Source organism: Lentzea terrae (genome assembly GCF_003265345.1).
Classification (GTDB): domain Bacteria; phylum Actinomycetota; class Actinomycetes; order Mycobacteriales; family Pseudonocardiaceae; genus Lentzea; species Lentzea terrae.
This window is the reverse complement of the sequence record NZ_QFWW01000003.1, coordinates 173511-187487: the sequence shown is the minus strand read 5'-3', so window position 1 is coordinate 187487 and position 13977 is coordinate 173511. Positions and strand designations below refer to the sequence as shown.

Sequence of the window (13977 nt, the reverse complement as noted above, 5' to 3'; positions counted from 1 at the left end):
CGTACGTCGGTCTGTTCAAGTCGTCGTCGACGGTCGTGACGATGCAGCTCGCCGATTCGGGCGGCATCTTCACCAACGCCGAGGTCACGTACCGCGGCGTCACGATCGGCCGGGTCGGGCAGCTGCGGCTGACCTCGGACGGCATCGAGGTCGACCTGGAGCTCGACTCGGACGCACCGCGCGTGCCGGCGTCGACCGAGGCCGTGGTGGCCAACCGGTCGGCGGTCGGTGAGCAGTACGTGGACCTGCGGCCGAAGAACGACGACGGTCCGTACCTGCAGGCCGGCTCGGTCATCCCGCGTTCGGCGACCAAGACCCCGCCGCCGGTCGACGGCCTGTTGTCGAACCTCGACGCGTTCGCGTCCTCGGTGCCCACGGACTCGTTGAAGACCGTCGTCGACGAGCTGCACACGGCGTTCAGCGGCACCGGCGGCGACCTGCAGGTGCTGATCGACAACACCGCGGCGTTCACCCAGGCCGCCTCCGAGCACCTGCCGCAGACGACGCAGCTGCTCAAGGACGGCAAGATCGTGCTGTCCACGCAGGCCGCGCAGGGTGGTGCCATCCGGTCGTTCAGCGGTGACCTGCGGTTGATCGCGGAGCAGCTCAAGGCGTCCGACGGCGACATCCGCCGGTTGATCGTGGCGGTGCCGCCGGCTTCGGAGCAGGTCTCGGCGCTGCTGAAGGAGAGCGGGCCGAACCTCGGCGTGGTCTTCGCGAACCTGCTGACCACCTCGAACATCCTCGTGACCAGGCGCGACGGCCTGGAGCAGATCGCGGTGACGTACCCCATCGCCGTCGGTGGCGGCTTCACCGTGGCGCCGGGCGACGGAACCGCGCACTTCGGGCTCGCGCTGAACGTGTTTGACCCGATGCCGTGCACCGTCGGCTACGAGGGCACGACCATCCGTGCGGGCACCGACACCTCCGCCGCGCCGCTGAACACGCAGGCCTACTGCGCCCTGGCGCGCGGATCGGCGACCTCGGTGCGAGGCTCGCAGAATGCTCCGTACGGTGGAACACCGACGACACCGGTCGGCCACGCGACGACGCAGCCCGGTCAGGAGCCGACCTCCCAGCCTGCGGCCGAGCTGCCGCTGCTGACGTCGCTGGGTCAGCTGCTCGGCTTGCCAGAGGAGAAGAAGTAGTGCGGATCTTCACGGTGCTCGCCGTCGTCCTGGCGGTGCTGACGTTCGGGTACGCCGCGTACTTCGGCGTGGCCTGGTACTCGGCGTCGCACTCGTCCGAGTCCTCGTTCGCCGCGACGCGCGACGACGCCCTGCGCTCGGGCCAGGTCGGCATCACGAACTTCCTGACGCTCGACTACAAGAAGGTCGACGAGGACCTGCAGCGCTGGCTCAACTCGTCGACCGGCGAACTGCGCGCGGAGATCGACAAGGACAAGGACTCGCGCAAGAAGCAGCTGGTCGACGCCAAGTCCGTGACGTCGTCGAAGGTCCTCGACTCCGCGATCACCGAGCTGGACGACCGCGCCGGCACCGCGTCGATGATCGCCGTCGTCGAGAGCACCGTGACCCCCGACAACGGCCAGAAGGTCACCAAGATCAACCGGTACCTGACCAAGCTCACCCGCACCGACGACGGCTGGAAGCTGAGCCAGCTGGGTCCGCTGCGGGCCGGCGTCTGATTGGACAAGCACGTGCCCCCATCCCGCCGCCGCCCCATCCCCACGCCGCCCTCCGGAGGCCGTCCCAAGGTCGCCGGACTGCACCGGCGTGCCGCTTCGGACGAGCCGGCCGAGGTAGCGGCTCCGGAGGTCGTGCAGGAGCCGGAGGCCGAGGAGCTCAAGGCGCCGACGGCGGTCGAGTGGACGCCACCCGCCGCGAAGAAGGCTGCGCCGAAGAAAGCCGCCGCCGACGAGGCTGCTGCCGAGCCGGTGGCCGACGAGCCTGCTGCGTCGAGGCCTGCCTGGATCCTGCCGGTCGCTCTGCTCGTGGTCGCGGCGCTGCTCGGCGGCCTGGGCACGTTCTTCCTGGTCAAGTCGCGGTCGGTGGCCTACGACGCCGCCCTGGTCGACTCCGCGACCACCTCGGCGGTGAACGGCCAGGTCCGCGAGGCCGTCGAGAAGTCGTTCTCGTACAACTTCGCCGACGTCGAGTCCACCGAGAAGGCGGCTCGCGAACTGCTCACCGGCAAGGCGTTGTGCCAGTACAACGCCGTGTTCGGCCCGGTGAAGGAGGTCGCGCCGCAGCAGAAGCTGGTCGTGACCGTCCGCGTGGTCTCCTCGGCCGTCTCGTCCCTGAAGGACGGCCGCGCCACCGTGCTGGTCTTCGCCGACCAGGTCACCACCCGCACCACCGACAACCAGACGGGCGGCGGCACGGCCATGCTCCGGGTCAGCGCGATCGACGACGGTGGCCGCTGGAAGATCGACAACATGGAGATGTTCGGCGCCACGTCCGACCAGACCCGCCAACTCCAGGGCTGCTGACCCTCCCGCGTCCCCTGGAAACAGGGGTCGTTTGGGTCGGGGCGGTGTCCGCCCGTTGATCATCGTGTCCTAAGATCAACAACCCTCAGAGGTGCCCTGGAAGCACTGCTGAGACACCCTCCGCCAGTCCCGACACGCGTGATCTCGGTCACACAAATCTCGTGGCGCTCTGTAAGTTCGCTCGAAGCCGCCAACTTCCCACCAAATCGGCCGCACGCGTGTTTACGCAGGTCAAATGGGTGACTTTCGGTGAAGGGCGCTCCATCCACAGGGTGGATCGACTGTCCACATCTTGACTGCACGCTCATGCAGGGTCACTCTGTCGGTGAGCAAGAGGAGGGTCCTTCCAGGTGCCTCTCGACAGTCGCCGTGCGCGTGGCTAGACTGCCCCTTTGCGCTGCCCATTTTCCGCTTGCCCTTCGCCGAGAGCGTGGATTAGTCGGGCATCGCCGCACCCTTGACAGCCGTGCTAGTTCGCTCTAGCCAGCTACCTGTCCCTGGAAGGACGCATCTTGGCGATCTCTCGCGCGACCAAGGCCACTGCTGCGACCAACTCCACGTCGGGGATCCCTGGAGCGCCGAAGCGCGTCTCGTTCGCAAAGATCCACGAGCCGCTTTCGACGCCCAACCTGCTCGACCTGCAGATCCAGTCCTTTGAGTGGCTGACGGGCGATGAGGCGTGGTTCCAGCGCCGCATCGACGCCGGCGACGAGAACCCGACGGGCGGCCTCGAAGAGGTCCTCAACGAGATCTCGCCGATCGAGGACTTCTCCGGCTCCATGTCACTGTCCTTCTCCGACCCACGCTACGACGAGGTCAAGGCCTCGACGGAAGAGTGCAAGGACAAGGACATGACGTACGCGGCACCTCTGTTCGTCACGGCGGAGTTCACCAACCACACCACTGGCGAGATCAAGAGCCAGACGGTGTTCATGGGTGACTTCCCGATGATGACGAGCAAGGGCACGTTCATCATCAACGGCACCGAGCGCGTGGTTGTCTCGCAGCTCGTGCGTTCGCCTGGTGTCTACTACGACACCGCGGTCGACAAGACGACGGACAAGGACGTCTTCAGCGTCAAGATCATCCCGTCCCGGGGTGCCTGGCTGGAGTTCGACGTCGACAAGCGCGACACCGTTGGTGTCCGCATCGACCGCAAGCGTCGCCAGCCGGTGACGGTGCTGCTGAAGGCTCTGGGCTGGAGCACCGAGCAGATCCGCGAGCGGTTCGCGTTCAGCGAGACGTTGCTGACCACGCTCGAGAAGGACCACACCGCGGGTACCGACGAGGCGTTGCTCGACATCTACCGCAAGCTGCGTCCGGGCGAGCCGCCGACGAAGGAGTCCGCGCAGGCCCTGCTGGAGAACCTGTTCTTCAAGGACAAGCGCTACGACCTGGCGAAGGTTGGCCGTTACAAGGTCAACAAGAAGCTGGGCCTGGACACCGACATCAACACCGGTGTGCTCACCGAGGACGACATCGTCACGACGATCGAGTACCTCGTCCGCCTGCACGCGGGTGAGACGCAGATGGTCGCCGCCGCCGGTGGTGACGTGCCCGTCGAGGTCGACGACATCGACCACTTCGGCAACCGTCGCCTGCGCACGGTCGGCGAGCTGATCCAGAACCAGATCCGCGTCGGCCTGTCCCGCATGGAGCGCGTCGTCCGCGAGCGCATGACCACGCAGGACGTCGAGGCCATCACGCCGCAGACCCTGATCAACATCCGTCCCGTCGTGGCGGCGATCAAGGAGTTCTTCGGCACCTCGCAGCTGTCCCAGTTCATGGACCAGACCAACCCGCTCGCGGGTCTGACCCACAAGCGCCGCCTGTCGGCGCTGGGTCCCGGTGGTCTGTCCCGTGAGCGGGCCGGCATGGAGGTCCGCGACGTCCACCCGTCGCACTACGGCCGCATGTGCCCGATCGAGACGCCGGAAGGCCCGAACATCGGTCTGATCGGTTCGCTCTCGTCGTACGCGCGGGTCAACCCGTTCGGCTTCATCGAGACGCCGTACCGCAAGGTCACCGACGGCCGGGTCACCGACCAGATCGACTACCTGACCGCGGACGAGGAAGACCGCTTCGTCAAGGCGCAGGCGAACTCGCCGACCGACGACGAGGGCAACTTCACCGACGACCGCGTCCTGGTCCGCAAGAAGGGCGGCGAGGTCGAGTTCATCGACCCGACCGACGTCGACTACATGGACGTCTCGCCGCGCCAGATGGTGTCGGCCGCGACCGCCATGATCCCGTTCCTCGAGCACGACGACGCGAACCGCGCCCTGATGGGTGCGAACATGCAGCGTCAGGCCGTGCCGCTGCTGCGTTCCGAGTCGCCGCTGGTCGGCACCGGCATGGAGCTGCGTGCCGCGGTCGACGCCGGTGACGTCGTCGTCGCGAAGAAGACCGGTGTGGTCGAGGAGGTCTCCGCCGACTACATCACCGTCATGGCCGACGACGGTGCGCGCAACACCTACGCGCTGCACAAGTTCCGTCGCTCGAACCAGGGCACCTGCATCAACCAGAAGCCCATCGTGAACGAGGGCGACCGGGTGCAGGAGGGCCAGGTCCTGGCCGACGGGCCGTGCACCGAGAACGGTGAGATGGCGCTCGGCAAGAACCTGCTCGTGGCGATCATGCCGTGGGAAGGCCACAACTACGAGGACGCGATCATCCTGTCGCAGCGCCTCGTGCAGGACGACGTTCTCACCTCGATCCACATCGAGGAGCACGAGATCGACGCCCGCGACACGAAGCTCGGCGCCGAGGAGATCACCCGGGACATCCCGAACGTCTCCGAGGAGGTCCTGGCCGACCTGGACGAGCGCGGCATCATCCGCATCGGTGCCGAGGTCCAGCCCGGCGACATCCTCGTCGGCAAGGTCACGCCCAAGGGCGAGACCGAGCTGACCCCCGAGGAGCGCCTGCTCCGCGCGATCTTCGGTGAGAAGGCGCGCGAGGTCCGCGACACCTCGCTCAAGGTGCCGCACGGTGAGTACGGCAAGGTCATCGGTATCCGCGTCTTCTCGCGTGAGGACGACGACGAGCTGCCTCCGGGCGTGAACGAGCTCGTCCGCGTCTACGTGGCCCAGAAGCGCAAGATCCAGGACGGTGACAAGCTCGCCGGCCGCCACGGCAACAAGGGCGTCATCGGCAAGATCCTGCCCGCGGAGGACATGCCGTTCCTCGAGGACGGCACGCCGGTCGACATCATCCTGAACACGCACGGTGTGCCGCGTCGTATGAACATCGGCCAGGTGCTGGAGACCCACCTCGGGTGGATCGCCAAGCAGGGCTGGAGCGTCAACGGCGACCCGGACTGGGCGAAGAACCTGCCCGAGGAGCTGTACGACGTCGAGCCGGGCACCCGGACGGCGACGCCGGTGTTCGACGGCGCGAAGGAAGAGGAGATCACGGGTCTGCTGGGCTCGACCATCCCGAACCGCGACGGTGAGCGGATGGTCAAGGAGAACGGCAAGGCTCAGCTCTTCGACGGTCGCTCCGGCGAGCCGTACCCGTTCCCGGTGTCGGTCGGCTACATGTACATCCTCAAGCTGCTGCACCTGGTCGACGACAAGATCCACGCGCGTTCGACCGGCCCGTACTCGATGATCACGCAGCAGCCGCTGGGTGGTAAGGCGCAGTTCGGTGGTCAGCGCTTCGGTGAGATGGAGTGCTGGGCGATGCAGGCGTACGGCGCCGCATACACCCTGCAGGAGCTGCTCACCATCAAGTCCGACGACGTGCTCGGCCGCGTGAAGGTCTACGAGGCCATCGTCAAGGGCGAGAACATCCCGGAACCCGGTATCCCGGAGTCCTTCAAGGTGCTGCTCAAGGAGCTGCAGTCGCTCTGCCTCAACGTCGAGGTCCTGTCTTCGGACGGTGCCGCGATCGAGATGCGCGACGGCGACGACGAAGACCTCGAGCGTGCGGCCGCGAACCTCGGCATCAACCTGTCGCGGTCCGAGTCGCCGTCCGTGGACGACGTCGTCAACTAGTCACCTCGCCGGTCGGGGAGGGCAATGCCTCCCGCGTAGCCCTCCCCGACCTCCAGACCAGCTCCAGCAGCCACCGATCTAAAAAGGGGAAGAGAGTAGACGTGCTCGACGTCAACTTCTTCGATGAGCTCCGCATCGGTCTCGCGACCGCGGACGACATCCGCCAGTGGTCCTTCGGCGAGGTCAAGAAGCCCGAGACCATCAACTACCGCACGCTCAAGCCGGAGAAGGACGGCTTGTTCTGCGAGAAGATCTTCGGTCCCACCAGGGACTGGGAGTGCTACTGCGGCAAGTACAAGCGCGTGCGCTTCAAGGGCATCATCTGTGAGCGCTGCGGCGTCGAGGTGACCCGTGCGAAGGTGCGTCGTGAGCGCATGGGCCACATCGAGCTCGCCGCTCCGGTCACGCACATCTGGTACTTCAAGGGCGTTCCCAGCCGGTTGGGCTACCTGCTCGACCTGGCCCCCAAGGACCTCGAGAAGATCATTTACTTCGCCGCCTACGTCATCGTGGGCGTCAACACCGAGCTGCGCCACAACGACCTGCCGACGCTCGAGAGCGAGATGCAGGTCGAGCGCAAGCGTGTCGAGAACCGCCGTGACGCGGACGTCGAGGCGCGGGCTCAGAAGCTGGAAGCCGACCTGGCCGAGCTGGAGGCGGAGGGCGCCAAGTCCGACGTCCGCCGCAAGGTCAAGGAGGGCGGCGAGCGCGAGATGCGCCAGCTCCGCGACCGTGCCCAGCGCGAGCTGGACCGGCTCGACGAGATCTGGTCCACCTTCACCAAGCTCGAGCGCGCTCAGCTGATCGCGGACGAGCTGCTCTACCGCGAGCTGTACGACCGCTACGGCGACTACTTCACCGGTGCCATGGGCGCCGAGGCCATCCAGAAGCTGCTGGGTGACTACGACGTCGACGCCGAGGCCGAGGTCCTGCGCGAGACGATCCGCAGCGGCAAGGGCCAGAAGAAGCTGCGTGCGCTCAAGCGCCTCAAGGTCGTTGCCGCCTTCCAAGCGACCCGCAACAACCCGCAGGGCATGGTCCTGGACTGCGTCCCGGTCATCCCGCCGGACCTGCGCCCGATGGTGCAGCTCGACGGTGGCCGCTTCGCGACCTCCGACCTGAACGACCTGTACCGCCGCGTCATCAACCGCAACAACCGGTTGAAGCGACTGATCGACCTCGGCGCGCCCGAGATCATCGTCAACAACGAGAAGCGGATGCTGCAGGAGGCCGTCGACGCGCTGTTCGACAACGGCCGCCGCGGCCGCCCGGTCACCGGTCCCGGTAACCGCCCGCTGAAGTCGCTGTCCGACCTGCTGAAGGGCAAGCAGGGCCGGTTCCGCCAGAACCTGCTCGGCAAGCGCGTCGACTACTCCGGCCGTTCGGTCATCGTGGTCGGCCCGCAGCTCAAGCTGCACCAGTGCGGTCTGCCCAAGCAGATGGCGCTGGAGCTCTTCAAGCCGTTCGTGATGAAGCGGCTCGTGGACCTCAACCACGCGCAGAACATCAAGTCCGCCAAGCGGATGGTCGAGCGTGCGCGCCCGGCCGTGTGGGACGTGCTGGAAGAGGTCATCACCGAGCACCCGGTGCTGCTCAACCGTGCTCCTACGCTGCACCGCCTCGGCATCCAGGCCTTCGAGCCGCAGCTGGTCGAGGGCAAGGCCATCCAGCTGCACCCGCTGGTCTGTGAAGCGTTCAACGCCGACTTCGACGGTGACCAGATGGCAGTCCACCTGCCGCTGTCCGCCGAGGCGCAGGCCGAGGCCCGCGTCCTGATGCTGTCGTCGAACAACATCCTGTCCCCGGCGTCCGGCAAGCCGCTGGCCATGCCGCGTCTGGACATGGTGACGGGTCTGTACCACCTGACCCGGCACAAGGCCGGCGACATCGGCGAGGGTCACTTCTACTCGTCGCCCGCCGAGGCCCTGATGGCGTTCGACCGCAAGGTCCTGGGCCTGCAGGCGATGGTGAAGATCCGCGTCTCGGACAAGAACCCGCCCAAGGGTGCCGAGCCGGAGGGCTGGGAGCCCGGTCAGCCGTGGCTCGCGGAGACCACGCTGGGTCGCGTGCTGTTCAACGAGATCCTGCCGCAGGACTACGCCTTCATCAACGAGGTCATGCCCAAGAAGCGGCAGGCCGTGATCATCAACGACCTCGCCGAGCGGTACCCGATGGTCACCGTCGCCCGGACGCTGGACAAGCTGAAGGACGCCGGTTTCCACTGGGCCACCCGTTCCGGCGTGACCGTCGCGATCTCGGACGTCCTCGTCCCCGCCGCGAAGCAGGACATCCTCGAGGAGCACGAGCGCCTCGCGGACGCGGTGGAGAAGCGCTACCAGCGCGGTCAGCTCTCCCACGAGGAGCGCAACTCCGAGCTGGTCAAGGTGTGGACCAAGGCCACCGAGCAGGTCCACGAGATCATGGAAGACAACTTCCCCGAGGACAACTCGATCCGCGTCATCGTCCAGTCCGGCGCCGCCGGCAACATGACGCAGGTCCGTTCGCTCGCGGGTATGCGTGGTCTCGTGACCAACCCGAAGGGTGAGTACATCCCGCGTCCGATCAAGAACTCGTTCCGCGAGGGCTTGTCGGTGCTCGAGTACTTCATCGCGACGCACGGTGCTCGTAAGGGTCTGGCCGACACCGCGCTGCGCACCGCCGACTCGGGTTACCTGACCCGTCGTCTGGTGGACGTCTCGCAGGACGTCATCATCCGCGAGGTCGACTGCGGCACCACGCGTGGCGTGAACATGACCGTCGGCGAGCAGCTGGGCGACAAGGTCGGCCTGCACGAGTTCGCGCAGACGTCGGTCTACGCCCGCACGGTGGCGGACGACATCCTGGACGCCTCCGGCAACCTGGTGCTCAACCGCGGCGACGACCTCGGTGACCCGGCGCTGGAGCGCCTGGTCGAGGCCGGCATCATCCGCGTGAAGGTGCGCTCGGTGCTGACCTGCGAGTCCGCGGTCGGTGTGTGCGCGTCCTGCTACGGCCGCTCGATGGCGACCGGTCAGCTGGTCGACGTCGGCGAGGCCGTCGGCATCGTCGCCGCCCAGTCGATCGGTGAGCCCGGTACGCAGCTGACGATGCGTACGTTCCACCAGGGTGGTGTGGCCGGTGACGACATCACGACCGGTCTGCCGCGTGTTCAGGAGCTCTTCGAGGCCCGCGTCCCGAAGGGCAAGGCGCCGATCGCCGACGTCGACGGCCGCGTCCGCATCGAGGACGGCGACCGCTTCTGGAAGATCACGCTGATCCCGGACGACGGTTCCGAGGAGATCGTGTTCGAGAAGCTGTCCAAGCGTCAGCGTCTCGCCAACACGGCGACGGGCCCGCTGCAGGACGGCGACCACGTGGCCGTCGGCCAGCAGCTGCTGGAAGGTACTCCGGACCCGCACGAGGTCCTGCGCGTCATGGGCCCGCGCGAGGCCCAGCTGCACCTGGTGCAGGAAGTGCAGAAGGTGTACCGCGCCCAGGGTGTGGCCATCCACGACAAGCACATCGAGGTCATCGTCCGGCAGATGCTCCGCCGGGTCACGATCATCGACTCGGGTGCGACGGAGTTCCTGCCGGGCTCGCTGGTCGAGCGCGCGGACTTCGAGTCGGGCAACCGCGCCGTCGTCGCCGAGGGTGGCGAGCCGGCGGCCGGACGTCCGGTGCTGATGGGTATCACGAAGGCCTCGCTGGCGACCGACTCGTGGCTGTCCGCGGCGTCGTTCCAGGAGACCACGCGTGTGCTGACCGACGCCGCCATCAACGGGCGTTCGGACAAGCTCATCGGTCTGAAGGAGAACGTGATCATCGGTAAGTTGATCCCGGCTGGTACGGGCATCAACCGCTACCGCAACATCCAGGTCCAGCCGACCGAGGAGGCGCGCGCTGCCGCGTACGCCATCCCCTCGTACGACGACGGGTACTACACCCCGGACGTCTTCGGCACGGGCACGGGCGCTGCGGTGCCGCTGGACGACTACGACTTCGGTCGCGACTACCGCTAGTCGGTTGTCCTGGAACTGCCCCGGAGCCTCCCGCTCCGGGGCAGTTCCCGTTTCACCGGTAGGTGAGCTTGCGTAGCAGTGTCTCCGCCGGTCCCTGAACGTTGTTGCGCCGCAACACTTCCGCGCACCCGACGGTGGCCAGCCAGGTGAGCACGGCGATGCCGGACGCCGCTGCCGTGTTCAGTTCGGTGCCGAGCCCTCCGGCGTACGGTACGAACACGGCCACGAACACCACTGACTGCAACAGGTAGCAGGTCAGCGAACGTTGCCCGCAGGCGGCGAGCGCCGAGATCACTGGGCCCCGCTCGCCGACCCTGGTGGCGATGAATCCCATCAGCGCCGCGTAACCGAGCCCGCCGGCCACTCCGCTGAGGCCGTGCAGCACGTAGAGGACCACCTCCGGTCCGCCGTTCCAGACGCCGGTGTCGACCAGCGCCAGCGGCAACCCGCCGAGAACGGCCACGCTGATGCCGCTGAACGCGATGGCCCGCAACGCTTTCCGGTGCTCGTGCGGCTCGACGAGCAGGCGCCGCCGGGCCGCCCACACACCGAGCACGAACGGCACGACGAGTTCGACTACGAAGAACGGCGTCAACGCACTCCACAGCGCGACCCGGTCGACCAACGCGCTCACCGGGTCCGTGGCGGCCGTCATCCCCGACGCGCCGCCGAACTCCGCGATCCGCAGACCGCCCACCGTGATCACCGCGCCGTGGACGACCAGCCACAGTCCCGCGAACACCAGCAGCGACCGGTCCCGCCACCGCAGCACCCCCGCGAGCGCCAGGCCGAGCAGCCCGTAAGCGGCCAGGATGTCGCCGAAGAACAACAACAGGGCGTGCGCGCACCCGAACACCAGCAGCCACGCGCTCCGCCGCCGCAGCACGCCGCCGTTCTGCTTGGCCGCGATCTGCACGAACCCGTAGCCGAACAGTGCGGCGAACATCGGCATGGCCCGTCCGTCGACCAGCGTCACCTGAACCCCGGTGACCAGCAGGTCGAGCGGGCTGCCGTCGAGCGCGTACGAGCGGAAGCCGGTCTGGTGCCCGGACAGGTACATGTGAGCGTGCGCGAGTGCGATGAGCAGCAGCATCACGCCCCGTGCGAGGTCAGGCGCGAGCGCCCGGCGAGTTCGGGTGAGCATGGACGATCCCCCAATTAGATACGGCTCCGTAGCTTAACGAGCTGATAAGATACGGTATCGTTTCTTGTTGGGGAAGGTGGGCACCGTGACGCCGGAGCGGCGACGGGGAGAAGCGCTGGTCCGCGCCATTCACGAGGCCGCACTGGCCGAGGTGGCGGAAGCCGGGCTCGGCGGCCTGACCATGGAGGGCATCGCACGCCGCGCGGCCACCGCGAAAACCGTCCTGTACCGGCGCTGGCCGACACCCTTCGAGCTGCTGATCGACGCGCTCGGCGAGGCGCATCCCGTCGAGGTGCCGACCCCGGCGGCGGACGACCTCCGGGCAGATCTCATCGCGGCACTGACGTTGCTCACGGACTGGATGGCCACCCCGGCGGCCGGCGCGGTGCTGGCGATCACGTCCGAACGCGCGCGCTATCCGGAGCTGGCAGAGGCGTTGTACAGCAAGGTGTTCGACCCTCGGGGCGGCACCTTCACCGCCACGGTCCTGCGTCACTACGCGGCCAGTGGTCGGCTCGATCCGCGGCGGCTGACGCCGATCACCACCCAGATCGGCGAGGCGCTCGTCTTCAAGCTGTCCATCGACAACGGTCGCATTCCAGGCGTGGACGAGCTCGCGGCGATCGTGGACGAGGCACTGCTGCCCGCGCTGGATCTCTAGCGGTTGGCGATGCCGTCCAAGCGCAGCGTCGTGGACTCGTCGCGGTGGCTGCCCTTGCTGCCCACGTGCTTGTCGCTGATCTGCGGGCCGTTCTTCAGGACGTGGTACAGCGCCATGCCGTGGCCTCGGCCCAGGTCGTAGTCGGTCTTCAGCCACTCCAGCACCACGCCAGCCTTCGTCGTGGCGTCGTAGCCGCGCTCTGCGGCCGCTGCCAGCAGTTCGGCCGGGGTCTTGCCGGTCTTCTTCTCGGCGCCGTCGAGGTAGGCCTGGAAGGACATCGTGGTCTCCGTTCGTCGTTGCGCCAAGCCTAGGACAACCAGGGTTGTCTTGACAAGAAAAATTGTCGGTGGACTCCTCGGGAGATGCCGTATCTGCACTACGACCCCGTGGCTGACGGGTTCGTGCTCGACCGGCAGCCCTAACGACGGCGGGCGCGGGCCAGGGCCCTGGCGCGGATCACCAGGTCGTCGACGAGGTGCTCGTCCACCAGGGGTGGGATGCCGGAGTCGTCCGTGCAGCAACGGGGCTTGGTGCGCTTCTCCGACATGCGAGGCCGGACACCGGCCATCTCGTAGAGGGCTTCGTAGAGGTCGAGGCCGGGGTCGTCGTCGTGCGGCCCGACCAGCAGCACCCACACGACTTCGGGTGACGGAAAGGCGACCACGACCCGGTCGGCACCGCGCAGGTGCTTCACGCAGAGACGCGGGAGAGGTTCGGGACCAGTGACGCGGTAGCCGAGAGAGGCGCACCCCGAGTGCGCCAGTTCGTCCAGAAAGCGTTCGTAGGCCACGCGGGCACGACCGCGCAGGCCGTTGGCCTGGGCGTGTGCGGTGTGGGTTTCGACGACTTGGATCAAGCTTGGCGGACCACGCGTCCCCTGCCGCTGCGCATCTCGTCCAGGGAGGAGGCCAGGTCAGAGCGGTCGAGCAATGACTGGTCGCTGAGGCGGCGGTGGACTTCGTCGATCAGGCCGCGGGTCTTGCCTGCGCGGCGGAGGTCGGACACGAGGTGGAGTACCTCGTGCAGGCGCACGGTGTCGAGGAGCATGCGCGGTTCTTGGCTGTGGATGGCCAGCACGCCTTCGCGGGCCCAGGCCTTCACGGTTTTCTCGGTGAGGTCGAGGAGTTCGCCTGCCACCACGGGGCGGACCGGTGGGGCTTGGCGGAGCGTGCGGGCCACCACGCCGTCGAGCTTGTGGCGGCGTTCGTCGTCTTCTGCGAGGGATGACGCCACGGACTCAAGCTCTTCGATCGTTTCGAAGAGGTCTCGGATGTGGGCGGCCTCGGTCGCGACAGACATGGCTACTCCTCCCGTTGACTACCGATTATCGCCTAGTTTTTCGGTAGTCGTCAACGGCCCCGGAGCAGGGATCCGGGGCCGCCTACGAAGTCACGAGGAGAAGAACAGGCCGGCCATGCCGCGGTGCTTGCGGTGGCCGTACGGGTGGCCGTAGCTGCCGTGGTGGTGGTGGACCTGCTGCGGGGCGGCACCCCACGCGGGCTGGGCCGGCTGCGGGTAGGCGGCGGGCGGAGGAGCCGGTGCGGCGGGCGGCGGAGTGTGCATCTGGGCCTCGAGGCGAGTGATCGACTCGAGCTCGCCGTAGTCGAGGAAGACCCCGCGGCAGCCGTCGCACTGCTCGATGTGAACGCCCATGCGGTCGAACGTGCGCATGTTCGCATGACACTTGGGACACTGCATCGTGGTGAGCCTCCTGAGTGGGACCG

At 67.4% G+C, this 13977-nt stretch carries 11 protein-coding genes; 6 read left to right on the top strand and 5 right to left on the bottom strand.

What is annotated here, in order from left to right; all coding sequences use genetic code 11:
• The 5 genes from DI276_RS06560 to DI276_RS06540 form a co-directional block, all read left to right on the top strand.
• Window positions 1-1148: MCE family protein (locus DI276_RS06560; protein ID WP_232836493.1), on the top strand; the 1148-nt coding region annotated here is incomplete at its 5' end.
• Window positions 1148-1648, top strand: coding sequence for a hypothetical protein (locus DI276_RS06555; RefSeq protein WP_112262365.1), 501 nt, complete (start codon window positions 1148-1150; stop codon window positions 1646-1648). The genes DI276_RS06560 and DI276_RS06555, both read left to right, overlap by 1 nt.
• Before the next feature lie 12 nt (window positions 1649-1660).
• On the top strand, window positions 1661-2452 hold the full coding sequence (locus tag DI276_RS06550; protein ID WP_157984552.1) for a hypothetical protein: 792 nt from the start codon (window positions 1661-1663) through the stop codon (window positions 2450-2452).
• A gap of 512 nt (window positions 2453-2964) precedes the next feature.
• Window positions 2965-6450, top strand: a complete 3486-nt coding sequence (gene rpoB, locus DI276_RS06545; RefSeq protein ID WP_112262363.1) for a DNA-directed RNA polymerase subunit beta — start codon at window positions 2965-2967, stop codon at window positions 6448-6450.
• A gap of 101 nt (window positions 6451-6551) precedes the next feature.
• The gene (locus DI276_RS06540; RefSeq protein WP_112262362.1) at window positions 6552-10448 is read left to right on the top strand and encodes a DNA-directed RNA polymerase subunit beta'; all 3897 of its coding nucleotides are present in this window, start codon (window positions 6552-6554) and stop codon (window positions 10446-10448) included.
• 52 nt (window positions 10449-10500) lie between these two features.
• Here DI276_RS06540 and DI276_RS06535 read toward each other — a convergent pair whose 3' ends face one another.
• Window positions 10501-11592 (bottom strand): DUF418 domain-containing protein, encoded by a 1092-nt coding sequence (locus tag DI276_RS06535; protein ID WP_112262361.1) that lies wholly within the window; start codon window positions 11590-11592, stop codon window positions 10501-10503.
• Window positions 11593-11668: 76 nt separating this feature from the next.
• Here DI276_RS06535 and DI276_RS06530 point away from each other — a divergent pair, with 76 nt between their 5' ends.
• The gene (locus DI276_RS06530) at window positions 11669-12253 is read left to right on the top strand and encodes a TetR-like C-terminal domain-containing protein (protein ID WP_232836499.1); all 585 of its coding nucleotides are present in this window, start codon (window positions 11669-11671) and stop codon (window positions 12251-12253) included.
• Here the strand turns inward: DI276_RS06530 and DI276_RS06525 are convergent.
• The 4 genes from DI276_RS06525 to DI276_RS06510 form a co-directional block, all read right to left on the bottom strand.
• Complete coding sequence (locus DI276_RS06525) at window positions 12250-12531, bottom strand: DUF4287 domain-containing protein (protein WP_112262360.1); 282 nt, start codon at window positions 12529-12531, stop codon at window positions 12250-12252. The genes DI276_RS06530 and DI276_RS06525 overlap by 4 nt on opposite strands.
• A gap of 140 nt (window positions 12532-12671) precedes the next feature.
• Window positions 12672-13109 carry a hypothetical protein gene (locus DI276_RS06520; protein ID WP_112262359.1) on the bottom strand — a complete coding sequence of 146 codons (438 nt, stop codon included), beginning with the start codon at window positions 13107-13109 and terminating at the stop codon, window positions 12672-12674.
• Entirely contained in the window at window positions 13106-13552 is a 447-nt protein-coding gene (locus tag DI276_RS06515; protein ID WP_112262358.1) for a hypothetical protein, read from the bottom strand. The genes DI276_RS06520 and DI276_RS06515 overlap by 4 nt, the downstream gene beginning before the upstream one ends.
• A 90-nt stretch (window positions 13553-13642) precedes the next feature.
• Entirely contained in the window at window positions 13643-13951 is a 309-nt protein-coding gene (locus DI276_RS06510; protein WP_112262357.1) for a TFIIB-type zinc ribbon-containing protein, read from the bottom strand.
• Window positions 13952-13977 lie beyond the last annotated feature (26 nt).

What these genes read in the sequence shown, in the direction of transcription:
- DI276_RS06510 (WP_112262357.1), bottom strand. Translation starts at nt 13,951, where the DNA reads ATGCAGTGTCCCAAGTGTCATGCGAACATGCGCACGTTCGACCGCATG.
- DI276_RS06535 (WP_112262361.1), bottom strand. Translation starts at nt 11,592, where the DNA reads ATGCTCACCCGAACTCGCCGGGCGCTCGCGCCTGACCTCGCACGGGGC.
- DI276_RS06525 (WP_112262360.1), bottom strand. Translation starts at nt 12,531, where the DNA reads ATGTCCTTCCAGGCCTACCTCGACGGCGCCGAGAAGAAGACCGGCAAG.
- DI276_RS06515 (WP_112262358.1), bottom strand. Translation starts at nt 13,552, where the DNA reads ATGTCTGTCGCGACCGAGGCCGCCCACATCCGAGACCTCTTCGAAACG.